Source organism: Luteimonas sp. MC1828 (assembly GCF_016461615.1).
GTDB lineage: Bacteria > Pseudomonadota > Gammaproteobacteria > Xanthomonadales > Xanthomonadaceae > Luteimonas.
In genome coordinates this window covers 608,898-629,509 of the sequence record NZ_JAEMNY010000001.1, presented here as the reverse complement: position 1 = coordinate 629,509, position 20,612 = coordinate 608,898, and the positions used below count along the sequence as shown (strand labels likewise).

Annotated in this window: 18 protein-coding genes; 11 read left to right on the top strand and 7 right to left on the bottom strand. The window is 68.6% G+C overall.

Annotation, left to right across the window (positions count from 1 at the left end; translation table 11 throughout):
* Positions 1 to 25 precede the first annotated feature (25 nt).
* The 3 genes from JHB91_RS02975 to infA all read left to right on the top strand — a co-directional run bounded on the left by JHB91_RS02975 (position 26) and on the right by infA (position 2,262).
* The gene (locus JHB91_RS02975; protein WP_199471372.1) at positions 26 to 1,168 is read left to right on the top strand and encodes a GNAT family N-acetyltransferase; all 1,143 of its coding nucleotides are present in this window, start codon (positions 26 to 28) and stop codon (positions 1,166 to 1,168) included.
* Positions 1,168 to 1,917 (top strand): leucyl/phenylalanyl-tRNA--protein transferase, encoded by a 750-nt coding sequence (gene aat, locus JHB91_RS02970; RefSeq protein WP_199373224.1) that lies wholly within the window; start codon positions 1,168 to 1,170, stop codon positions 1,915 to 1,917. The genes JHB91_RS02975 and aat overlap by 1 nt, the downstream gene beginning before the upstream one ends.
* Before the next feature lie 126 nt (positions 1,918 to 2,043).
* Positions 2,044 to 2,262: a translation initiation factor IF-1 gene (gene infA, locus JHB91_RS02965; protein ID WP_182821165.1), complete on the top strand. Its 219-nt coding sequence runs from the start codon at positions 2,044 to 2,046 to the stop codon at positions 2,260 to 2,262.
* 87 nt (positions 2,263 to 2,349) lie between these two features.
* Here infA and clpA read toward each other — a convergent pair whose 3' ends face one another.
* Positions 2,350 to 4,644 carry an ATP-dependent Clp protease ATP-binding subunit ClpA gene (gene clpA / locus JHB91_RS02960; protein ID WP_199372660.1) on the bottom strand — a complete coding sequence of 765 codons (2,295 nt, stop codon included), beginning with the start codon at positions 4,642 to 4,644 and terminating at the stop codon, positions 2,350 to 2,352.
* 176 nt (positions 4,645 to 4,820) lie between these two features.
* Positions 4,821 to 5,141, bottom strand: a complete 321-nt coding sequence (gene clpS / locus JHB91_RS02955) for an ATP-dependent Clp protease adapter ClpS (RefSeq protein ID WP_199372661.1) — start codon at positions 5,139 to 5,141, stop codon at positions 4,821 to 4,823.
* Positions 5,142 to 5,310: 169 nt separating this feature from the next.
* Here clpS and JHB91_RS02950 point away from each other — a divergent pair, with 169 nt between their 5' ends.
* The 5 genes from JHB91_RS02950 to JHB91_RS02930 all read left to right on the top strand — a co-directional run bounded on the left by JHB91_RS02950 (position 5,311) and on the right by JHB91_RS02930 (position 9,562).
* Entirely contained in the window at positions 5,311 to 5,793 is a 483-nt protein-coding gene (locus JHB91_RS02950) for an NUDIX hydrolase (protein WP_199372662.1), read from the top strand.
* Positions 5,790 to 6,902, top strand: coding sequence for a tRNA 2-thiouridine(34) synthase MnmA (gene mnmA, locus JHB91_RS02945; protein ID WP_199471370.1), 1,113 nt, complete (start codon positions 5,790 to 5,792; stop codon positions 6,900 to 6,902). Before JHB91_RS02950 ends, mnmA begins: the two co-directional genes overlap by 4 nt.
* Positions 6,899 to 7,507, top strand: a complete 609-nt coding sequence (gene hflD / locus JHB91_RS02940) for a high frequency lysogenization protein HflD (RefSeq protein ID WP_233348001.1) — start codon at positions 6,899 to 6,901, stop codon at positions 7,505 to 7,507. Before mnmA ends, hflD begins: the two co-directional genes overlap by 4 nt.
* Before the next feature lie 142 nt (positions 7,508 to 7,649).
* The gene (locus tag JHB91_RS02935; RefSeq protein WP_199471368.1) at positions 7,650 to 8,429 is read left to right on the top strand and encodes a hypothetical protein; all 780 of its coding nucleotides are present in this window, start codon (positions 7,650 to 7,652) and stop codon (positions 8,427 to 8,429) included.
* Between the two features lie 101 nt (positions 8,430 to 8,530).
* Entirely contained in the window at positions 8,531 to 9,562 is a 1,032-nt protein-coding gene (locus JHB91_RS02930; RefSeq protein ID WP_199471366.1) for a hypothetical protein, read from the top strand.
* Here the strand turns inward: JHB91_RS02930 and JHB91_RS02925 are convergent.
* From JHB91_RS02925 to JHB91_RS02910, 4 genes are all read right to left on the bottom strand, one after another.
* Positions 9,540 to 10,751 carry a metallophosphoesterase gene (locus JHB91_RS02925; protein WP_199471364.1) on the bottom strand — a complete coding sequence of 404 codons (1,212 nt, stop codon included), beginning with the start codon at positions 10,749 to 10,751 and terminating at the stop codon, positions 9,540 to 9,542. The two genes, JHB91_RS02930 and JHB91_RS02925, sit on opposite strands and share 23 nt — an antisense overlap.
* A 154-nt stretch (positions 10,752 to 10,905) precedes the next feature.
* Positions 10,906 to 13,509, bottom strand: coding sequence for a bifunctional aconitate hydratase 2/2-methylisocitrate dehydratase (gene acnB / locus JHB91_RS02920; protein WP_199471361.1), 2,604 nt, complete (start codon positions 13,507 to 13,509; stop codon positions 10,906 to 10,908).
* 50 nt (positions 13,510 to 13,559) lie between these two features.
* Positions 13,560 to 13,964, bottom strand: coding sequence for a type II toxin-antitoxin system VapC family toxin (locus tag JHB91_RS02915; protein ID WP_199372668.1), 405 nt, complete (start codon positions 13,962 to 13,964; stop codon positions 13,560 to 13,562).
* A complete protein-coding gene (locus tag JHB91_RS02910) occupies positions 13,961 to 14,218 on the bottom strand; it encodes an AbrB/MazE/SpoVT family DNA-binding domain-containing protein (protein WP_199372669.1) in 258 nt (85 codons plus the stop codon). The genes JHB91_RS02915 and JHB91_RS02910 overlap by 4 nt, the downstream gene beginning before the upstream one ends.
* Positions 14,219 to 14,422: 204 nt before the next feature.
* Between JHB91_RS02910 and acnA the strand changes: the two genes are divergently transcribed.
* Positions 14,423 to 17,176 carry an aconitate hydratase AcnA gene (gene acnA / locus JHB91_RS02905; RefSeq protein ID WP_199471358.1) on the top strand — a complete coding sequence of 918 codons (2,754 nt, stop codon included), beginning with the start codon at positions 14,423 to 14,425 and terminating at the stop codon, positions 17,174 to 17,176.
* 38 nt (positions 17,177 to 17,214) lie between these two features.
* On the opposite strand, the gene JHB91_RS02900 is transcribed toward acnA, so the two are convergent.
* Entirely contained in the window at positions 17,215 to 17,679 is a 465-nt protein-coding gene (locus JHB91_RS02900; protein ID WP_199471355.1) for a nuclear transport factor 2 family protein, read from the bottom strand.
* A 144-nt stretch (positions 17,680 to 17,823) separates the two neighbouring features.
* Here JHB91_RS02900 and JHB91_RS02895 point away from each other — a divergent pair, with 144 nt between their 5' ends.
* Both JHB91_RS02895 and JHB91_RS02890 read left to right on the top strand, forming a co-directional pair.
* Positions 17,824 to 19,497: a long-chain fatty acid--CoA ligase gene (locus JHB91_RS02895; RefSeq protein ID WP_199471353.1), complete on the top strand. Its 1,674-nt coding sequence runs from the start codon at positions 17,824 to 17,826 to the stop codon at positions 19,495 to 19,497.
* Positions 19,498 to 19,681: 184 nt separating this feature from the next.
* Entirely contained in the window at positions 19,682 to 20,599 is a 918-nt protein-coding gene (locus tag JHB91_RS02890) for a crotonase/enoyl-CoA hydratase family protein (protein ID WP_199372673.1), read from the top strand.
* The last annotated feature ends 13 nt before the right edge of the window (positions 20,600 to 20,612 follow it).

Below are 20,612 nucleotides of genomic sequence, written 5' to 3'. Positions count from 1 at the left end.
ACGGTGCGGGCCGACTGAGCCGCGCATGGCCGTCGCGCGCATCCACGCGTCACTTTCCGACGTCCCGGCTGCCGCCTGGGACGCGCTGCACGATGGCGGCAATCCCTTTGTCACGCACGCGTTCCTCGCCGGCCTGGAGTCCAGCGGCTGCCTGCGCGCGGGCTGGGGCTGGACGCCGCGGCACATCGGCCTGTGGGATGGCGACACGCTGCTTGCGGCCGCTCCCGGCTACCTGAAGGACAACTCGCACGGCGAGTTCGTGTTCGACCACGCCTGGGCGAACGCCTACGCGCGCCACGGCCTGGACTATTACCCGAAGTGGCTCGGCGCCGTGCCCTACTCGCCCGTCACCGGTCCGCGCCTGCTCGCGCGCAGTGACGACGCGCGCGCCGCGCTGACCACCGCCATCGCGGCGCATGCACGCGCAAGCGGCCTTTCTTCAGCGCACGTGAACTTCCATGAGGCGACGGAAGACGCGGCATTCGGCGCCGGCTGGCTGCAGCGGCTCGACGTGCAGTACCACTGGCACAACGCCGCGGGCTGGCGCGATTTCGACGATTTCCTGGCCGCGATGGACCACAAGCACCGCAAGAACATCCGCCAGGAGCGCGCGCGCGTGGAACGTGCGGGCGTGCGCTTCCGCGTGCTGCACGGCGACGAGGCCAGCGAGGCAGATCTCGACGCCATGCACGGCTTCTACCTGCAGACGTTCGCCGACTACGGCAACGCCCCCGCGCTCACCCCCGCCTTCCTGCGCCACCTGGCCACCCACCTGCCGCGCTCGCTGGTGCTGGTCCTGGCGGACCTCGACGACGCGCCGATCGCGGGTGCGCTGTGCCTGCGTGGCCGCGACACGCTGTACGGCCGCTACTGGGGGGCGTCGCGGCAGCTGCCTGGCCTGCATTTCGAGGCCTGCTACTACCAGGGCATCGACTATTGCCTGCGCGAGGGCCTTGCGCGCTTCGAACCCGGCGCGCAGGGCGTGCACAAGATCGCACGCGGCTTCCTGCCGACGCTGGTGCGCAGCCACCACTGGATCGCCGAGCCCGCGTTCCGCGAAGCGCTGGCCCCGTGGTGCGCCGAGGAGCGCGCCGTGGTGGCTGCGCAGGCCCTCGAACTGATGCAGCGTTCGCCGTTCAGGCGCGATGCGCCAGGCGCTGCGCCGTGATGTTGGCGCTGCCGCGCCTTGGCGCACGCGCCGACGCGCCATTCCCGGATCCCGGCACGGCACTGCGCGAGCCGGATGGACTGCTCGCCTTCGGTGGTGACCTGTCCACGACGCGCCTGGCCAACGCCTACCGCAGCGGCATCTTCCCCTGGTACTCGGAAGGCCAGCCGATCCTGTGGTGGTCGCCGGATCCGCGCACGGTGTTCCGCACGGACCGCGTTCACCTCGCGTCTCGCTTCCGCCGCACCCTCAGGCATTCACGCTGGCGTGTGCGCGCGGACACGGCGTTCGACGCCGTGGTCGCGGCTTGCGCGAACGCGCCGCGGAAGGGCCAGCGCGGCACCTGGATCGATGCGGAGATGCGCCGCGCATACGGCCGGTTGCACGCAACGGGCCTCGCGCACAGCGTCGAAGTCTTCGACGGCGACGACAGGCTGGTCGGCGGCATGTACGGGGTCGCCATCGGCGCGATGTTCTTTGGCGAAAGCATGTTCAGCGCGGCGAGCGGCGGCTCCAAGGTCGCGCTCGCCGCCCTCGCCCTGCGACTGCGGCAATGGGGCTGGCCGCTGATCGATGCCCAGGTGGACAACGCGCACCTGCGGCGGATGGGGGCGGAGTCGTGGCCGCGCACCCGGTTCCTTGGCGAAGTGCGCGAACTGGTCGCGCGCCCGGGACGCGAGGGGCCCTGGACGCAGGCCTTCGGGGATCTGCCGGCAGCGGCGTTGGCGGCAGCTCCAGGCACCATATGAAACGCGTACCGGAACACGGACCAGTAGGTTCCCGTTAACGGAAATTTTGCGCTCGAGCGCCATTCGTGGCAGAATCTCGTCTTTCGGGCGTCCAGCCCGAGTTCCTTGCATGGTCAAACAGGACGCATGGCAAAAGACGACGTCATAGAATTTGAAGGCTCGGTCTCCGAGACCCTCCCGAACACCATGTTCCGGGTGCGGCTTGAGAACGGCCACGAGGTTATCGCGCACATTTCCGGGCGCATGCGCAAGAACTACATCCGCATCCTTACCGGCGATCGCGTCAAGATCGAGATGACCCCGTACGACCTCACCAAGGGTCGCATCACCTACCGCATGAAGTAAGCCGCCGCGCCCTGTGGCGCGAGACGAAGAAAAGGCGGCCATTGGCCGCCTTTCTTCATTCCGGGTCGCGGATCCGGTCCGCGTCGGTCATGCCACCGTTGCCGGGAGCAGCCTTTCCGCCTCGGGCTGCACGTCGAGGACGATCTCGCCGTCGCGGACATCGATGGAAACTCGTCCACCCGCCACCAGCTTGCCGAACAGCAGTTCGTCCGCGAGCGGCCGCTTCACCTTGTCCTGGATCACGCGCGCCATCGGCCGTGCGCCCATCAGCGGATCGAACCCGTGCTGGGCCAGCCATTCGCGCGCCGCCGGAGTTGCCGCCAGGCTGACGCCCTTTTCGTGCAGCTGCTCCTCGAGTTCGATCAGGAACTTGTCGACCACGCGCAGGATGTGCTCGAAGCCCAGCGGCTGGAATTGCACCACCGCGTCCAGACGGTTGCGGAACTCCGGGGTGAAGCCCTTGCGGATCGCCTCCATCGCGTCGGTGCTGTGGTCCTGCTGCATGAAGCCGATCGTGCGCCGCGCGGCCTGCGCCGCGCCCGCGTTGGTGGTCATCACCAGCACCACGTTGCGGAAATTCGCTTCGCGCCCGTTGGTGTCGGTGAGGATGCCGCGGTCCATCACCTGCAACAGGATGTTGAAGATGTCGGGGTGCGCCTTCTCCACCTCATCCAGCAGCAGCACGCAGTGCGGCGTCTTGACGATCTTCTCGGTGAGCAATCCGCCCTGGTCGAAGCCGACGTAGCCTGGCGGCGCGCCAATCAGGCGGCTGACCGAATGCGGCTCCATGTACTCGGACATGTCGAAGCGCACCAGCTCGATGCCGAGCTGGAGCGCCAGCTGCTTGGTGACCTCGGTCTTGCCCACGCCCGTGGGCCCGGCGAACAGGAAGTTGCCGATCGGCTTGTCCGGGTTGGCAAGCCCCGAGCGGGCAAGCTTGATCGCCGATGCCAGCGTGCCGATCGCCGGGTCCTGGCCGAAGATGACCATCTTCAGGTTGCGCTCGAGGTGCTGCAGCACGTCCTTGTCGGAGGCGCTGACCTGCTTGGCCGGGATGCGCGCCATCTTGGCCACGATTGTCTCGACCTCCTCGACGTCGATCAGCTGCTTGCGCACGTCGGCCGGCAGCAGCCTCTGGCGCGCGCCGGCCTCGTCGATCACGTCGATCGCCTTGTCCGGCAACAACCGGTCGCCGATGTGCTTGACCGACAGATCCACCGCCGCCTGCAGCGCCTCATCGGCGTAGGTGACCTGGTGATGGGCCTCATAGCGTGGCTTCAGGCCCTGCAGGATCTGGTAGGTCTCGCCGATCGTCGGCTCGACGATGTCGATCTTCTGGAAGCGGCGTGCGAGCGCCCGGTCCTTCTCGAAGATGCCGCGATACTCCTGGAAGGTCGTGGAGCCGATGCAGCGCAGGTCGCCCGACGCCAGCGCCGGCTTGATCAGGTTGGACGCATCCATCGTGCCGCCGGACGCGGAGCCCGCGCCGATGATGGTGTGGATCTCGTCGATGAAGAGGATGGCGCCCTCGTGCTTGCCGATCGCGGCCAGCACCGCCTTCAGCCGCTTCTCGAAGTCGCCGCGGTACTTGGTGCCCGCGACCAGCGCGCCGAGGTCGAGCGAGTAGATGGTGGCGTGCGCCAGCACCTCCGGCACCTGGCCCTCGACGATGCGCCGCGCCAGGCCTTCGGCGATCGCGGTCTTGCCCACGCCCGCCTCGCCAACGTACAGCGGGTTGTTCTTGCGGCGGCGGCAGAGCACCTGGATGGTGCGCTCGACTTCTTCGGCGCGGCCGACCAGCGGATCGATGCGGCCGGCACGGGCCATCGCGTTGAGGTCGGTGGCGAACTCGGCCAGGGCATCGCCCTTGCCGTCGCCCTCCCCGCCTTCGGCGCCCTCGCCACGCTGGCGCGCCGATGCATCCTCGGCGTCGTGCGGCGGCTCGTCGCCGGTGCGCGCGATGCCGTGGGAGAGGTAGTTCACGACATCGAGCCGCGTCACGTCCTGCTGGTTCAGGAAATACACGGCGTGCGAATCCTTCTCGCCGAAGATCGCCACCAGCACGTTGGCGCCGGAGACCTCCTTCTTGCCCGAGGATTGCACGTGGTAGACGGCGCGCTGCAGCACGCGCTGGAAGCCGAGCGTGGGCTGGGTGTCGCGGCCGTCATCCTCGGCCAGGCGCGAAACCGAGCTGTCGATGGCCTGCTCGAGGTCTGCGCGCAGGCGGTGGAAATCGGCGCTGCAGGCCTTCAGGACCATCTCGGCGGACGGGTTGTCGAGCAGTGCGAGCAGCAGGTGTTCGACCGTCATGTACTCGTCGCGCGCCTCACGCGCGCGCTTGTAGCACTGGCCGATGCTGTATTCGAGATCCTTGCTGAACATGGGGCTTGTGCCTCCTGGAATCACTACGATCCAGATGGGGGTGCCGATGCGGCATTTCCATCCGGCGATGACCCTCTTGTAGGCCTTTGCCCGCTTCGAGCGCAAGGGCCGGCGGTGGTCCCCAGTATCCCGCCAGCGGGTGTCACGACGGGGTGCAGGAACCGGGCGTCAGGCGCTCAGGCCGGTTCCATCGTCGCCAGCAGCGGATGCTGGTTCAGCCGCGCGTAGTCGTTGACCTGGGCGACCTTGGATTCGGCCACGTCGCGGATGAACACCCCGCACACGCCGCGGCCGCGCGTGTGCACGTGGAGCATGACCTGGGTGGCGCGTTCGATATCCAGGCTGAAGAACCGCACCAGCACTTCGACCACGAAATCCATCGGCGTGTAGTCATCGTTCAGCAACAGCACGGAGTACAGCGGCGGACGCGCCAGTTCGGGGCGGGCGGGTTCAACGACGACGCCGTGGTCGCGTTCGTGTTCGATCTTGCGGCTCATGGTGGCCATTATACGGAGCCGGCGGTGGACGCCCACGCGCCACACGGACGAAAATGCCCTTCCAACCGCACCACGAGCGCCCGATGCGCAACGCCAGCGCCACGCAGCAAGAACGTATCGCCCACCGCGGCCCGGCCGCGGGCGGAACGCGATCCATGGCGCACCGGGCATGACGTATCGCCAGGGGCGGTTCTGGCAGCCGGACGTCACCGTCGCGACGGTGGTACTCGACCGGGGCCGCCTGCTCTGCGTTGAGGAACACGCCGGCGGCGCGCTGGTGCTGAACCAGCCGGCGGGCCACCTGGAGCCCGACGAGAGCCTGCTGGATGCCGCGATCCGGGAGACCCTCGAGGAAACCGGCTGGACGGTCGAACTGGACGCCTTCATCGGTGCTTACCAGTGGACGTCGCCAGTGCTGGCCGACGGCAGCGGCGGCCGCCACTACCTGCGCTTTGCATTCGCGGCCCGGCTCGTCACGCACGATCCGGCCCGACGCCTGGACGAGGGTATCGAGCGCGCACTGTGGCTGACGCCGTCCGAACTCCAGGCCGCCCGGCCCCGGCACCGCAGCCCGCTGGTGTGGCAGGTGGTGGATGACTTCCTGGGCGGCCAGCGCCACCCGCTCTCGCTGCTGCGCGCGCTGCACGGATGAGGGCGCCGGCGGTCATCGTCGGCATGTCCGGCGGCGTGGATTCATCGGTCGCGGCGCTGCTGCTGCGTGACGCCGGTGAAGCCGTCGATGGCCTGTTCATGGACAACTGGGCCGACGACGGCAGCGGCGACTGCCGCGCCGAAGACGACCGCCGCGACGCGGTCGCGGTGTGCGGCCGGCTCGGCATCCGCATCCATTTCCGCGACTTCTCAGGCGAGTACTGGAAGGGCGTGTTCGAGCACTTCCTGGCCGAGTACGCGCGCGGGCGCACGCCGAATCCGGATGTGCTCTGCAACCGCGAGATCAAGTTCCGCCACTTCCTGGATGCCGCCTTCGACCTTGGCGCCGGACGCATCGCCACCGGCCACTACGCGCGCATCGACCGCGTAGGTGGCCAATGGCGCCTGCTGCGCGCCGCCGATCGGGGCAAGGACCAGAGCTACTTCCTGCACCAGCTCGGCCAGGCGCAGCTCGCGGCCACGCTGTTCCCGCTCGGCGAGCTGCACAAGGACGCGGTGCGCGCCCTCGCCCGCTCGGCCGGCCTGCCGACGGCGGGGAAGAAGGACTCGACCGGGATCTGCTTCGTCGGTGAGCGCGACTTCCGCAGCTTCCTCGCGCGCTACCTGCCCGCGCAGGCCGGCGAGATCCGCACGCCGGATGGCCGCCGCGTCGGCACGCATGCCGGCGTGTTCTACTTCACCATCGGCCAGCGCGAAGGCCTGAACATCGGCGGCCAGCGCGGATTCGCCGACAGCCCGTGGTACGTGGTCGGCAAGGATGTCGCCGGCAACGTGCTCACGGTCGACCAGGGGCACGACAGCCCCTACCTGATGTCCGACATGCTGTGGACCGAACATGCACACTGGGTTGCGGGCGCACCGCCGGCAACGCGGTTCGCATGCACGGCGCAGACGCGCTACCGCCAGAACGAGGAGCCATGCGAAGTGTTTGTTGACGATACCGGGAGCCTGCGGGTTGCCTTCGACCGCCCGCAGCGCGCGGTCACGCCGGGCCAGTCCCTGGTGCTTTACAGCGGCGACGCCTGCCTGGGGGGCGCGGTGATCGCCACCACCGACGCCCCGCTCGCGCGCTCCGCGGTGACGGCATGAACATGCACGACCGCGTGCTGGCGCTGGCCGGGCTGGCGCAGGCGCTGCGCCAGGTGCGCCGCATCGCCGATACCGGGCAGGCCGAAGGCGCCGTGTTGCAGACCGCGCTCGACAGCGTGTTCCGCATCGACGCCGCGTCCACCGCCGATGTCTACGGCGGCGTGGCCGCGGTACGCCCCGGCCTCGCGCTCCTGCGCGATTACCTGTCCAACCGCGGCCAGGATCCGCTGCTGCCCAAGCTTGCGCTGGCGGTCACCCAGCTCGAGCGCCGCTTCGTGCAGGACGACGAAATGGGCGAGCGCGTGCACGCCGGCATCCTCGCCGCGCGCGCCGACGCGGAACGCCTGGGCAGCAGCACCCATCCCGAGGTGCTCGCCAGGCTCGGCACCCTGTACGCCGACACCGTGAGCCACCTGCGCCCGCGCGTACTGGTGCAGGGCAACCCGCATTACCTCGGCCAGGCCGACGTGGTGGCGGAGATCCGCGCGGTACTGCTGTCCGCGCTGCGTTCGGCCGTGCTGTGGCGGCAGGCGGGCGGCAGCCCGTGGGACGTCCTGCTCCAGCGCGGGGCGATGGGTCGGGCGGTCGAGGATCTGCTGGGCTGAAGCGCCACCCGGGCGCGCGCGTTCGCTCGGCCAGGCGGTGGCCGTTGCCGCGGGCATGCCGCGTATCTACCTGAGCACAGGCGACGCCCGGACTTGGGGCACGGGCTGCTGACCTGCATTCCCGCACACCGGGAGATCGTTCGTGCCCGACACGTCGAACACCGACGGGCCCAGCCAGTCCGCGTCGCCTCCGGACGCCACGCCACCGCGGCAGGCCATCTTCAGGCTCCTGCGGCGCCTGCTGCTCTACCACGCAGCGATGGCGACGGCGCTGGTGGTCCTGCTCGCGCTGTTCCCGACAGCGCCGGACCACCTACCGATCGGCGGGGTCAAGGAACTGGCCAGTGGCGCGGTCGCACCGGGGATCCGGGTCGACAACCTTGACCAGGCGGCCGGCAGCGCCTCGACCAGGCAGGAGCCACCACCACCCCCCGATCTCGACCGGCTCGGCTATGCGCGGCGACTCGCCGTGGCGCTGGTGGGGACCTGGCTGCTGATGTTGCCGGTGTCGTGGGTGCAGAAGGGCGTCCACCGCGGCAGCGACTACGACCACTCGCTCGACGAAACCACCCTGATCCTGCCCGGCGTGGTCGCGGCGATCGTGCTGGTCGTCCAGTACAGCCTGGCGCTGGCGTTCGCGCTGGCCGGCATCGTGGCCGGCGTGCAGTTCCGCCGCGCGCTCCAGGACACCTTCGACGCGCTGTTCATCCTCGTGGCGATCGGCACCGGCATCGCCGCCGGCGTCGGCGCGCTGGAGGTGGCCGCGGTGATGACGGTGTTCTTCTGCTACGCGACCCTGTACGTCTGCCGATTCGGCGACGGGTTCGAGTCCGACTACGTGGCCGAGCGCAAGGAAAAAAAGCGCCAGCTCAAGGCGGAGCACGAAGAACAGGCTGGAGGATCACGCAAGGACCAGCCGTGACCTGCCGACCCGCCGCCCGCCCCCGTGGCGATCAACCGGCATCCCGCGGAGCCCGCTTCGCGCAAGGTGCTCCCGGTGCGCTGCTTGCGGCGGGGTGGTGGATGATCCTCCTGTGCGTGGCCGGGCTGATGGCCGCCACCTGCGCGTATGCCAGGGAAGGCGTGCACCCGTTGTTCGAGTCCCCAAGCGAGTTGACGGTGACCCTGCAGGCGCCCTGGTCCGAGTTGCTGCGCAAGAAGAACGACAGGCGCCGCTATCCCGCGGTGCTGGGCTATACCGACGGCGCGGGCGGCGAGCACCGGATCGAGGCGACCGTCGAGACCCGCGGGCTCACCCGCTTGCGCATCTGCAGGTTCCCGCCGTTGATGATCCGCTTTGCCCGCGACGCGGCACTCGGCACCGACTTCGCCGGGCAGCGCTCGCTGAAGCTGGTCACCCACTGCCGGCCGGGGGCGGTCGCGGACCAGTACTACGTCCAGGAATTCCTGGCGTACCGGATCTTCAACCACGTCACCGAGCACAGCTTCAGGGTCCGCCCACTCCGAATCACCTACGAGGATGCGAGTGGCGGCGAGTCGGACGGGCCGCGCTTCGCCTTCCTGATCGAGGATCTGGACGACGTGGCCAAGCGCAATGGCTACAAGCGTTCACCCCGGGCGCAGTTCGTGCAGGGCGACTTCGATCCACTGGCGTTGACGCGTTTCATGCTCTTCCAGTACCTGATCGGAAACACGGACTGGGAGGTGCTGAGCGGGCCGGAGAAGGACGAGTGCTGCCACAACGTCCGGATCACGGTCGCGGCGGATGTGCCGGGCCCCGTGGTTGCAGTGCCCTACGACTTCGACGCCTCCGGGATCGTGGATGCCAGCTATGCGGTGCCCGACGAGCGGCTGCCGATCAGGTCGGTCACGCAGCGCCTGTATCGCGGCTTCTGTCGCCACAACGACGCACTGGAGCCGGTGCGTGCCGAGTTCCTCGCCAGTCGCCAAGCGATCTTCGCGCTCGTCCGCAGCGAGCCCCGGCTGAGTGCGTACCGGAAGCGCGTCACCACCAGCTACTTCGAGGAGTTCTTCGCCACCCTCGACAGCGATGAGCGATTCGCGCGTGAGATCAGCGGGCGGTGCCGCAGCTGACGGCGGGATCGAGGGGCTGCGCAGCGGCGCCTTCGACGCTGGCCGGTGGCGGGTCTAGCGTTCCCGCCATCAGCGCCTCGCGCCGCTTCGGCAGCTCGGCGTTGTCGGGGTGCAGCGCGATCACCGCGTCCAGGTACTCCAGACGCTGCCCGTCGTCCATGGGCAGGCGCAGTCGCCCGCCGCGATAGCCGGCGAACAGGCCCTCCCGCGTCACCTCCAGCCAGCCGATGTGCTTGCCGAATGCGGCGCTCATGCCGGTGTCGATCATGATGACGCGGCCCGCCAGGCGCGGCCAGATCACGCCGTCGGTGGGCGTATGGCCAATCACGACATGGCCTGCGCCGTGGCGCTGGAGAATGGCGTCGACCGTCTCCGCAAGCGCCACCGGCTGCACGCCGGCGAGGCCGCGATACCACAGCGGGCCGGCCTCGTCGCGCAGGATCCCGAGCTCTTCCGGGTCGTTGCGACGCAGCGCGGCGCGCGCCATCGTGGTCATCGATTCGAGGCTGTTGCCGCAATAGGCGCTGCTGATGCCGCCGTGGACAAAGACCAGGTCGTTGAGCTGGACGGCGACCTTGCCCTTCATCGTCCACAGGAACAGTTCGCCTTCTGGGTCCCAGCGTGGATCCCAGGCGAAGCGCTGCTCCACCCAGCCGAGCGGATGCTCGAGATCCCACTGCGCGCGATGGTCGGCCGGCAGCGCTGCGGCGCGTTCCGGATCGCTGCCTGCGAGCGCCTCCAAGGTGGCCTTGTAATAGCGGTCCCTGAGCGCGGCGGAGCGCTTGCCTGCGAACGCCTTGTATTCGCCTTCGGTGACGTAGCGCAGGTCGCCGTAGACGTTCATCGCCTCGTGGTTGCCGATGAGGTTGTGCACCCGTCCGCCGCGCTTCTCGGCCTGCTGCGCCAGGCGCGCCATGTGGGTGATGATCCGGCGTGTGTCGGGCCCGCGATCCGGGATGTCGCCGGTCTGGACCAGGTGGGTGTCGCCGGCGATCCAGCGGCCGCGGCGGTCGACCACGCCGGATGACTGGAGCACCGTCAGGTAGCTGTCGTAGTCGCCGTGCAGGTCGCCGATCGCCACGATCCGGGCGACGTCCTGCCAGCGATATGCGTCGAGCTGCCGCGGCACCGCCCACAGGGCGTGCGCGAAGAGCAGCATGCCGAACAGCAGATAGCGCGAACGAGCCACCGGGTCGCCTCTGTGGTCACCACGAGGTGGGTGGACGCTTGCCGTGCGCCCATGGCGGAAGGATACATCCGCTCCGGGGTGGCCGGCGTGTGTGCCTGCAACGGAAAACGCCCGGCCAGGCCGGGCGTTCCGAAGATCTCCGCAGGGCCCCTGATCAGGCCGTTGCGGCGTCCGTCACCTCGCGGTACTCCTCGATCTGGTCGAAGTTCATGTACCGGTAGATCGTGTCGCCGCTGGTGTTCACGACCCCGATATCGGCCAGGTACTCCTCGCGGGTCGGGATGCGGCCCAGGCGCGAGCAGATCGCCGCCAGCTCCGCCGAGCCCAGGTAGACGTCGGTGTTGCGGCCCAGGCGGTTCGGGAAGTTGCGGGTCGAGGTCGACATCGCGGTGGCGCCCTCGCGGATCTGCGCCTGGTTGCCCATGCACAGCGAGCAGCCCGGCATCTCCATGCGTGCGCCTGCCGCGCCGAACGTGCCGTAGTGGCCTTCCTTGGTCAGCTCGGCGGCATCCATGCGGGTGGGCGGCGCGACCCACAGCCGCGTGGGGATGTCGCGCTTGCCTTCCAGCAGCTTGGCGGCGGCACGGAAGTGGCCGATGTTGGTCATGCAGGACCCGATGAACACCTCGTCGATCTTCGCGCCGGCGACGTCGGACAGGGTCTTGGCATCGTCCGGATCGTTCGGGCAGCACACGATCGGCTCGACGATCTCGGCCAGGTCGATCTCGATCACCGCCGCGTACTCGGCGTCGGCGTCCGGCTCGAGCAGCTGCGGGTCGGCCAGCCACTGCTGCATCTTGTCGATGCGGCGCTGCAGGGTGCGGGCGTCGGCGTAGCCCTCGGTGATCATCCACTTCAGCAGGGTGATGTTGCTGGTGAGGTACTCGACGATCGGCGCACGGTCCAGGCGCACGGTGCAGCCGGCGGCGGAGCGCTCGGCGGACGCGTCGGCCAGCTCGAAGGCCTGCTCGATCTTCAGCTCCGGCAGGCCCTCGATCTCGAGGATGCGGCCCGAGAAGATGTTCTTCTTGCCCTGCTTAGCGACCGTCAGCAGTCCTGCCTTGATCGCGTACAGCGGGATCGCGTGCACCAGGTCACGCAGCGTCACGCCCGGCTGCATCTTGCCCTTGAAGCGCACCAGCACGGATTCCGGCATGTCCAGCGGCATGACGCCGGTGGCCGCGGCGAACGCCACCAGGCCCGAACCCGCGGGGAACGAGATGCCGATCGGGAAGCGCGTGTGCGAGTCACCGCCGGTGCCCACCGTGTCCGGCAGCAGCATGCGGTTGAGCCAGCTGTGGATGATGCCGTCGCCGGGGCGCAGCGATACGCCGCCGCGGGTGGAGATGAACTCCGGCAGCGTGTGGTGCGTTTTCACGTCCACCGGCTTCGGGTACGCCGCGGTGTGGCAGAAGGACTGCATCACCAGGTCGGAGGAGAAGCCCAGGCAGGCCAGGTCCTTCAGCTCGTCGCGGGTCATCGGGCCGGTGGTGTCCTGCGAGCCCACGGTGGTCATCTTCGGCTCGCAGTAGGTGCCCGGGCGCATGCCTTGCTGCACGCCGTTCACGACGGCCAGGCCGCAGGCGCGGCCGACCATCTTCTGCGCGAGCGTGAAGCCGCGACCGGTGTCGGCGGGCGTCACCGGCAGGCGGAACAGGTCCGTTGCCGGCAGGCCGAGCGCCTCGCGTGCGCGCGCCGTCAGGCCGCGGCCGATGATCAGCGGGATGCGGCCGCCGGCGCGCACCTCGTCGAACAGCACGTCGGACTTGACCTCGAACTCGGCGATGACCGCGCCGTCCTTCAGCGCCTTGCCGTCGTAGGGGCGCAGCTCGATGACGTCGCCGTGCGCCATCTTCGATACATCGAGCTCGATCGGCAGCGCACCGGCGTCTTCCATGGTGTTGTAGAAGATCGGCGCGATCTTCGAACCCAGGCACACGCCGCCGAAGCGCTTGTTGGGGATGAACGGGATGTCGTCGCCGGTCCACCACAGCACCGAGTTGGTGGCCGACTTGCGGCTGGAGCCGGTGCCGACCACGTCACCGACGTAGGCGACCAGGTGGCCCTTCTCCTTGAGGTCGGCCAGGGCCTGGATCGGGCCGCGCTTGCCGTCTTCTTCGGGCACGAACGGCGCGTCGGGGCGCTTGTTCTTCAGCATCGCCAGCGCGTGCATCGGGATGTCCGGGCGCGTGGTGGCGTCGGGCGCCGGCGACAGGTCGTCGGTGTTGGTCTCGCCGGGCACCTTGAAGACGGTGATCGTGAGGCTCTGCGGCACTTCGGGCTTGCCGGTGAACCACTCGGCATCGGCCCAGCTCTGCATCACGGACCGGGCGTTGGCGTTTCCGGCCTTGGCCTTCTCTTCGACGTCGTGGAAGGCGTCGAACACCAGCAGCGTGTGCTTGAGCGCGTCAGCGGCAATCGCGCCGACCGTCGCGTCATCGAGCAGCTCGACCAGCGGCGCGACGTTGTAGCCGCCGAGCATCGTGCCCAGCAGTTCGGTGGCACGGCCGCGCGAAATCAGCGCGCTGGACTCGCTGCCGAAGGCAACCGCCGCAAGGTACGACGCCTTCACCTTGGCGGCGTCGTCCACCCCGGCGGGCACGCGATGGGTGATGAGGTCGAGCAGGAACGCGTCCTCGCCGGGCGGCGGCGCCTTCAGCAGTTCGATCACATCGGCCGTCTGCCGAGCGGTGAGCGGCAGCGGCGGGATGCCGAGCGCTGCGCGCTCGGCCACGTGGTGGCGGTAGGCTTCCAACATGGTGCAGTGGTCTCCGTGGATGTTCGGGTGTGCGTGATACGGGCGAGGTGCTATTCGGGCGTGGGCACGATCAGCTTCAGGCCCTTGAAGTAGTCGCGATAGAAGCGGTCGTCACGTGTGATCAGGCCGTCGCACTGCAGCAGTGCGTGCGCGCCGATCAGGAAGTCGGGCACCGCGCGGGCGGGGCCAACGCCGCGCTGGCGGTGGCGCCGCTGCATTTCGCCGGCACGCAGTGCCGACTTCGCCTCGAGCGCGCTGAAGCGGATGCCCACTTCCTCGAGCACGGCCACGGCTTCGGAACCGTCCTTGAGCGCGCTGCAGACTTCGGCCAGGGCGACATCGCAGACCACCACCGTGCCGACGCCCAGGCATTGGCGCAGGCAGGCCTCGGTGGCGTCGGCCATGGGCCCGTCGGCCAGCAGGTCGACAAGGACGGAGGAATCGATCGCGATCATGTGCCGGCGTCGGGATCGAGCGGATCGCCAGGGGCGCGGCCACGCAGGGCGCGCATGGCGTCATCGGTGGACGCGAAGCCGTCAAGTCTGAAGCGGCCCCGTGCGCGCGAGATCGCATCGTCCACGCTCTTGCGCAGGATGATGCGCCCGCCGTCCAGCTCGACCTTGAGGATGGTGCCCTTGGTCAGGCCGAGGGCATCGCGCACGGCCTTGGGCAGGGTGATCTGCCCGCGTTCGGCGACGGTGGCTTCCATGGCGGTCATTCCAGCCTGGCGGAATCCAGGCGCAGGGGGTATGCGCATATTGTACGTACTTATGCCTGCATACTCAAAGCGCCATACTGGCGGCGGGCCCGGCCCGCGCCGCACCAGGCGCCGGTCACACCCGTGCCTTACGCGGGCCGCCGTAGACTGGCCCGCAGACCACCGCCCAGCCAATCCCCCACATGGAGCCCCGCCATGGCCGATTCATTCGCAACCCGCGACGTCCTCGACGTCAACGGCCGGTCCTACACCTTCGCAAGCCTCGCCAGGCTGGGTCAGCGCTTCGACCTCGCCCGCCTGCCCTACTCCATGAAGATCCTGCTGGAGAACCTGCTGCGGCACGAGGACGGTGGCATGACCGTCGGCACCCACCACATCGAGGCGGTGGCCACCTGGGACCCCAAGGCGGAGCCGGACACCGAGATCGCGTTCATGCCGGCGCGGGTGGTGCTGCAGGACTTCACCGGCGTGCCCTGCGTGGTCGACCTGGCGGCGATGCGCGACGCGGTGACACGCCTGGGCGGCAGTCCCTCGCAGATCAACCCGCTGATCCCGTCGGAGCTCGTGATCGACCATTCGGTGCAGGTGGATGTGTTCGGCCGCGCGGATGCGCTGGACCTCAACGGCAAGATCGAATTCGAACGCAACAAGGAGCGCTACGGCTTCCTGCGCTGGGGCCAGAACGCGTTCCAGGACTTCAAGGTGGTGCCGCCGAACACCGGCATCGTCCACCAGGTGAACCTGGAGCACCTTGCGCGCGTGGTGATGGAGCGTGAAGTCGACGGCGCGCTCTGGGCGTTCCCCGACACCGTGTTCGGCACCGACAGCCACACCACCATGATCAACGGCATCGGCGTACTGGGCTGGGGCGTGGGCGGCATCGAGGCCGAGGCCGCGATGCTCGGACAGCCGTCGTCGATGCTCATCCCGCAGGTCGTCGGATTCAAGCTGACCGGCAGGATGCCCGAAGGCGCGACCGCCACCGACCTCGTGCTCACCGTCACCCAGATGCTGCGCAAGCATGGCGTGGTGGGCAAGTTCGTCGAGTTCTTCGGCGAAGGCCTGCAGCACCTGCCGCTGGCGGACCGCGCCACGATCGGCAACATGGCGCCCGAGTACGGCGCCACCTGCGGCATCTTCCCGGTCGACGCAGAAGCCGTCCGCTACCTCCGCCTGTCGGGCCGCAGCGAGGAACAGATCGCGCTGGTGGAAGCCTATGCGAAGGCCCAGGGCCTCTGGCACGAGGCCGGGCAGCAGGAAGCGACCTACTCGGCCGTGGCCGAACTGGACATGGGCACGGTGAAGCCGTCGCTGGCCGGGCCGAGGCGCCCGCAGGACCGGGTGCTGCTGGAGGACATGAAGGCGAACTTCAACACCAACGTCACCGGCTTCGTGTCGCACCGCGCGGTCGGTTGCGCGGTGCAGGAGCTGGCCACCGAGGGCGGCGCCCAGCCCCAGGCCGAGCGCCTGGCGGCGAAGCCGGTATCGAAGATCCGGATCGCGGATGGCGAACACCAGCTCTGCGACGGCTCGGTGGTGATCGCGGCGATCACGTCGTGCACCAACACCTCAAACCCGGCGGTGATGCTCGGTGCGGGCCTGCTGGCGCGCAACGCGGTGGCCAAGGGCCTCACCGCCGCGCCGTGGGTGAAGACCTCGCTCGGGCCGGGCTCGCTGGTGGTCACCGACTACCTGAAGAAGGCCGGCGTGATGGCGGACCTGGAGAAGCTCGGCTTCTTCGTGGTCGGCTACGGCTGCACCACCTGCATCGGCAACTCCGGCCCGCTGCCGGAGGCGGTGTCGAAGGGCATCGCCGAGAACGACCTGGCGGTCGCCGCGGTGCTCTCGGGCAACCGCAACTTCGAAGGCCGCATCCACGCCGAAGTGAAGATGAACTACCTGGCGTCGCCGCCGCTGGTGGTCGCCTACGCGATCGCCGGCACGGTCGACATCGACCTCACCAGCGAACCGCTGGGCCAGGACCGCGACGGCAACGACGTCTACCTGCGCGACATCTGGCCGAGCAACAGGGAGATCGGCGACACCATCGCCGCGACCGTGGGTCCGGAACTGTTCGCGCAGAACTACGCCGATGTGTTCAAGGGCGACGTGCGCTGGAACGCGATGGAATCACCCGACAGCGAACTGTATGCCTGGGACGAGGCCTCCACCTACATCAAGAACCCGCCCTACTTCGACGGCATGACGATGGACGTCGGCAGCATCGACGACATCCGGGGCGCACGCGTGCTGGGCCTGTTCGGCGACTCCATCACCACCGACCACATCTCGCCGGCCGGCAACATCAAGAAGGATTCGCCCGCGGGCGCGTTCCTGCAGTCGCGCGGTGTGCAGCCGGCCGACTTCAACAGCTATGGCTCGCGGCGCGGCAACGACGACGTCATGGTGCGTGGCACCTTCGCCAACATCCGCATCAGGAACCGCTTCTTCGGCGGCGAGGAAGGCGGCAACACCCTGTACTTCGGCAGCACGCCGCCGGCCAAGATGTCGATCTACGACGCGGCGATGAAGTACAAGGCCGACGGCACGCCGCTGGTGGTGCTGGCGGGTGCGGAGTACGGCACCGGCTCGTCGCGCGACTGGGCGGCCAAGGGCACCAACCTGCTCGGGGTGAAGGCGGTCATCGCGCAGAGCTTCGAACGCATCCACCGCTCCAACCTGGTGGGCATGGGCGTGCTGCCGCTGCAGTTCCGTGATGGCGAGAACGCGGACTCGCTCGGACTCGACGGCACCGAGGTGTTCGACATCACCGGACTCGAGGATGGCCGCTCGCGGTACGCCACCGTCACCGCGCGCAAAGCCGATGGCACCACCAAGGCGTTCCAGGCGCACGTGCTGCTGTTGACGCCGAAGGAAGTCGAGTACTTCCGCCACGGCGGCCTGCTGCACTACGTGTTGCGCCAGCTCGCCGCACACCCAGCGAACTGACGCTGCCGGGCCGGGCATGCGTGCCCGGCCCCGGAAACCTACCCTGCGACCGGCGACCAGTCGGCGCTGGTCATCCGCCACTCGCCATCGACCAGGCGCCAGCCGGTGTCCACCTGCCACGCACGTGCGCTGTCCGGCAGCATCCTGGCGCTCGCGCGCCCGGTCAGCACCACGCTGAAGCGGATCTGCGCGTGGTCGTCCTGCACTGCAACGTCCAGCGGGCCCGTGGTCGCGCCCACGCCGTCGTGGCGCATCAGGTACAACGCCGCCATCCGCCGCGCACCGTCGCGGTCAAGGCCGTCCGGGCCGATGAAATCTTCGGCGAGGAACCCGCGCAGCCCGGCCGCGTCACGCGCTTCGACCGTCTGGAGCAGGCCATTGAAGGCCTCGCGCAGCGCCTGCTCGGGTGGTGTCTTGGCGCATGCGGAAACGGCCATCGCCAGCACCACCAGCATCGTCGCAAGCCACGGCGCGCACGGGCGCCGCTGTCGTCCAACGTGCATCGCAAGCTCCTGTCCAGCGCGTCGCCGCGATCGCGCGCATCATAGCTGCACTGCGCCTTGCCCGGCACGCAAACGCTATGCTCCAATCGGAGCAGGCATGCTGCGGCATCGCGCGTGCCGACACTGCAATCAGGAGGGGAATGCATGAGTAGCACCGAGCGTCCGTGGCTGGCGAACTACCCCGCGGGCATCCCCGCCGAGATCGATCCCGAGGAGTTCCCGTCGATCCACGCGGTGCTCGAAGGCGCCATCGCCAAGTACCGCGACCAGGCCGCGTTCTCCTGCATGGGCGTTTCGATCACCTACGGCGAGCTCGATGAGCTCAGCACCCGGTTCGCGGCCTATCTGCTCTGCGAGCTGAAGCTCAAGAAAGGCGACCGCATCGCGATCATGATGCCGAACTGCCTGCAGTACCCGATCGCGACGTTCGGCGCGCTGCGCGCCGGGCTGACCGTGGTCAACACCAACCCGCTGTACACCGCGCGCGAACTGCGCCACCAGCTGGTCGATTCGGGTGCGAGGGCCATCCTGGTGATGGACAACTTCGGCCAGGTGGTGGAGAAGGTCCTTCCCGACACCGCCGTGGAGCATGTGATCACAACCGGCCTCGGCGACATGCTGGGCTTCCCCAAGGGCGCGATCGTCAACTTCGTCGTCAAGTACGTGAAGAAGATGGTGCCGGACTACAACATCGGTGGCGCAACGCGCTTCCGCGACGTACTCAAGGCGGGCGCGCGCCACGCAATGCCGACGGTGGACATCGCGCCCGCGGACATCGCCTTCCTGCAGTACACGGGCGGCACCACGGGCGTTGCCAAGGGCGCCATGCTCACCCATCGCAACCTGGTCGCCAACATGCAGCAGGCGTCGGCGTGGGTGGGTCAGCAGGCGCAGCCCGGCAAGGAAGTGATGATCACCGCGCTGCCGCTGTACCACATCTTCGCGCTCACCGCGAACGGACTGGTCTTCATGAAGTTCGGCGCCAAGAACATCCTGATCACCAATCCGCGCGACATGCCCGGCTTCGTCAAGGAGCTCAAGCGCGAGCCGTTCACTGCGATCACCGGCGTCAACACGCTGTTCAACGGCCTGCTCAACACACCCGGGTTCGAGGATGTCGACTTCTCCCAGCTGCGCCTGACGCTGGGCGGTGGCATGGCGGTGCAGCGCTCGGTCGCCGAACGCTGGAAGAAGGTCACTGGCGTCACCCTGGTCGAAGCCTACGGGCTCACCGAGACTTCTCCCGCGGCCTGCATCAACCCGATGGACCTGGCCGACTACAACGGTTCGATCGGCCTGCCGGTGCCGTCCACCGATGCCTGCATCAAGGACGAGGAAGGCCGCATGCTTCCTCCGGGCGAAGTGGGCGAACTCTGCATCAAGGGGCCGCAGGTCATGGCCGGCTACTGGCACCGCCCGGAGGACACCGCCGAAGCGATCGACGCCGATGGCTGGCTGCACACCGGCGACATGGCGCGCATGGAAGCGTCCGGGTTCTTCTACATCGTCGACCGCAAGAAGGACATGATCCTGGTGTCCGGCTTCAACGTGTACCCCAACGAGATCGAGGACGTGATCGCGATGATGCCGGGTGTGCTCGAGGTCGCCGCGGTCGGGGTGGCGGACGAGAAGTCCGGCGAGGCGGTCAAGGTGGTCATCGTCAAGAAGGATCCGTCGCTCACGGTCGAACAGGTCAAGGCCCATGCCCGCGCCGAGCTCACGGGCTACAAGCAGCCGCGTTACGTGGAGTTCCGTGACGAACTGCCCAAGACCAATGTCGGCAAGATCCTGCGGCGCGAACTACGCGACGAGGCCTAGACCAATAATGTGACGGGCGTCACGCAGTGACGCCCCGGGGCGTCCCCTGCCCCTGCCAGTCATGCCTGCCGCTTGCCGGCGGGCCATAAACGGCGCATAGAGTGCCGGCGGGCATTTGAAAACATCCCAGGGCTCCGCCGGTAGGCCCGGCCGGGGGCGCTCTGGCGTACAGGGGGACCTCCACATGACCAACGTAGAACTGTTGCACGGCAACGCCGCCACCGACCTCACCACCCTTCGCATCCAGCACGACCGCTCGAACGACTCGCACTGGTGCTTCATGCACGCCCAGCAGGCGTTCTCGGATCCAACCTACCGCGCCTGCTTCTCGCCGCGCCTGCTGCGCGAGCTGCGCCTGTTCGCCCGCGAGGCGATTGACGGGATCTCGGCCACCGCAGAAGCTGCCGGAACGGGTGTCGCCCTGTCGCACATCGTGCTGGGCTCCGACACCCATGTCTTCAACCTCGGCGGCGACCTCGCGCTGTTCGCGCAGCTGATCCGCGCCCGCGACCGTGACGGGCTGATGCGCTACGCCAGCGAATGCGTGGACAACATCCACCTCCTGCATTCGCGTCTGCACCCCAGCGCGCACACCATCGCGCTGGTCGAAGGCGACGCGTTGGGCGGCGGGTTCGAACTCGCGCTGGCCTGCCAGACCATCGTGGCCGAGAGCGGCGTGCAGATGGGCTTCCCGGAGGTACTGTTCGGGCTGTTCCCCGGCATGGGCGCCTATTCCCTGCTCGCGCGCCGTGTTTCGCCGAAGCTTGCCGAAGAAATGATGCTCAACGGCGTCATGTACTCGAGCGACGACCTGCACCGCATGGGCGTGGTGGACGTCCTCGTGCCGAAGGGTGAAGGCGTGCGTGCTGTGCATGAAGTCATCCGCCAGAACCGCCGCATCGCCGCCGCGCGCCTGGCGCTGCATCGCGTGCGCGAAGTCGTGAATCCCGTCAGCCACCAGGAGCTGATGGACATCACCCGGATCTGGGTGGACACCGCGCTGCAGCTCGGTGACAAGCAGCTGCGCATCATGGAGCGGCTGGTGCGTGCGCAACTGCGTCGCCCCGAACCCGAAGCAGACGTGGAAGCCGCCGCCCGCTGAGTCAAGGACCGGG

Bases quoted from the DNA above. Each gene is read 5' to 3' on its own strand.
- JHB91_RS02975 (WP_199471372.1), top strand. From the start codon at position 26: ATGGCCGTCGCGCGCATCCACGCGTCACTTTCCGACGTCCCGGCTGCC.
- aat (WP_199373224.1), top strand. From the start codon at position 1,168: ATGTTGGCGCTGCCGCGCCTTGGCGCACGCGCCGACGCGCCATTCCCG.
- infA (WP_182821165.1), top strand. From the start codon at position 2,044: ATGGCAAAAGACGACGTCATAGAATTTGAAGGCTCGGTCTCCGAGACC.
- clpA (WP_199372660.1), bottom strand. From the start codon at position 4,644: ATGTTCAGCAAGGATCTCGAATACAGCATCGGCCAGTGCTACAAGCGC.
- clpS (WP_199372661.1), bottom strand. From the start codon at position 5,141: ATGAGCCGCAAGATCGAACACGAACGCGACCACGGCGTCGTCGTTGAA.
- JHB91_RS02950 (WP_199372662.1), top strand. From the start codon at position 5,311: ATGACGTATCGCCAGGGGCGGTTCTGGCAGCCGGACGTCACCGTCGCG.
- mnmA (WP_199471370.1), top strand. From the start codon at position 5,790: ATGAGGGCGCCGGCGGTCATCGTCGGCATGTCCGGCGGCGTGGATTCA.
- hflD (WP_233348001.1), top strand. From the start codon at position 6,899: ATGAACATGCACGACCGCGTGCTGGCGCTGGCCGGGCTGGCGCAGGCG.
- JHB91_RS02930 (WP_199471366.1), top strand. From the start codon at position 8,531: ATGATCCTCCTGTGCGTGGCCGGGCTGATGGCCGCCACCTGCGCGTAT.
- acnB (WP_199471361.1), bottom strand. From the start codon at position 13,509: ATGTTGGAAGCCTACCGCCACCACGTGGCCGAGCGCGCAGCGCTCGGC.
- JHB91_RS02915 (WP_199372668.1), bottom strand. From the start codon at position 13,964: ATGATCGCGATCGATTCCTCCGTCCTTGTCGACCTGCTGGCCGACGGG.
- JHB91_RS02910 (WP_199372669.1), bottom strand. From the start codon at position 14,218: ATGGAAGCCACCGTCGCCGAACGCGGGCAGATCACCCTGCCCAAGGCC.
- acnA (WP_199471358.1), top strand. From the start codon at position 14,423: ATGGCCGATTCATTCGCAACCCGCGACGTCCTCGACGTCAACGGCCGG.
- JHB91_RS02900 (WP_199471355.1), bottom strand. From the start codon at position 17,679: ATGCACGTTGGACGACAGCGGCGCCCGTGCGCGCCGTGGCTTGCGACG.
- JHB91_RS02895 (WP_199471353.1), top strand. From the start codon at position 17,824: ATGAGTAGCACCGAGCGTCCGTGGCTGGCGAACTACCCCGCGGGCATC.
- JHB91_RS02890 (WP_199372673.1), top strand. From the start codon at position 19,682: ATGACCAACGTAGAACTGTTGCACGGCAACGCCGCCACCGACCTCACC.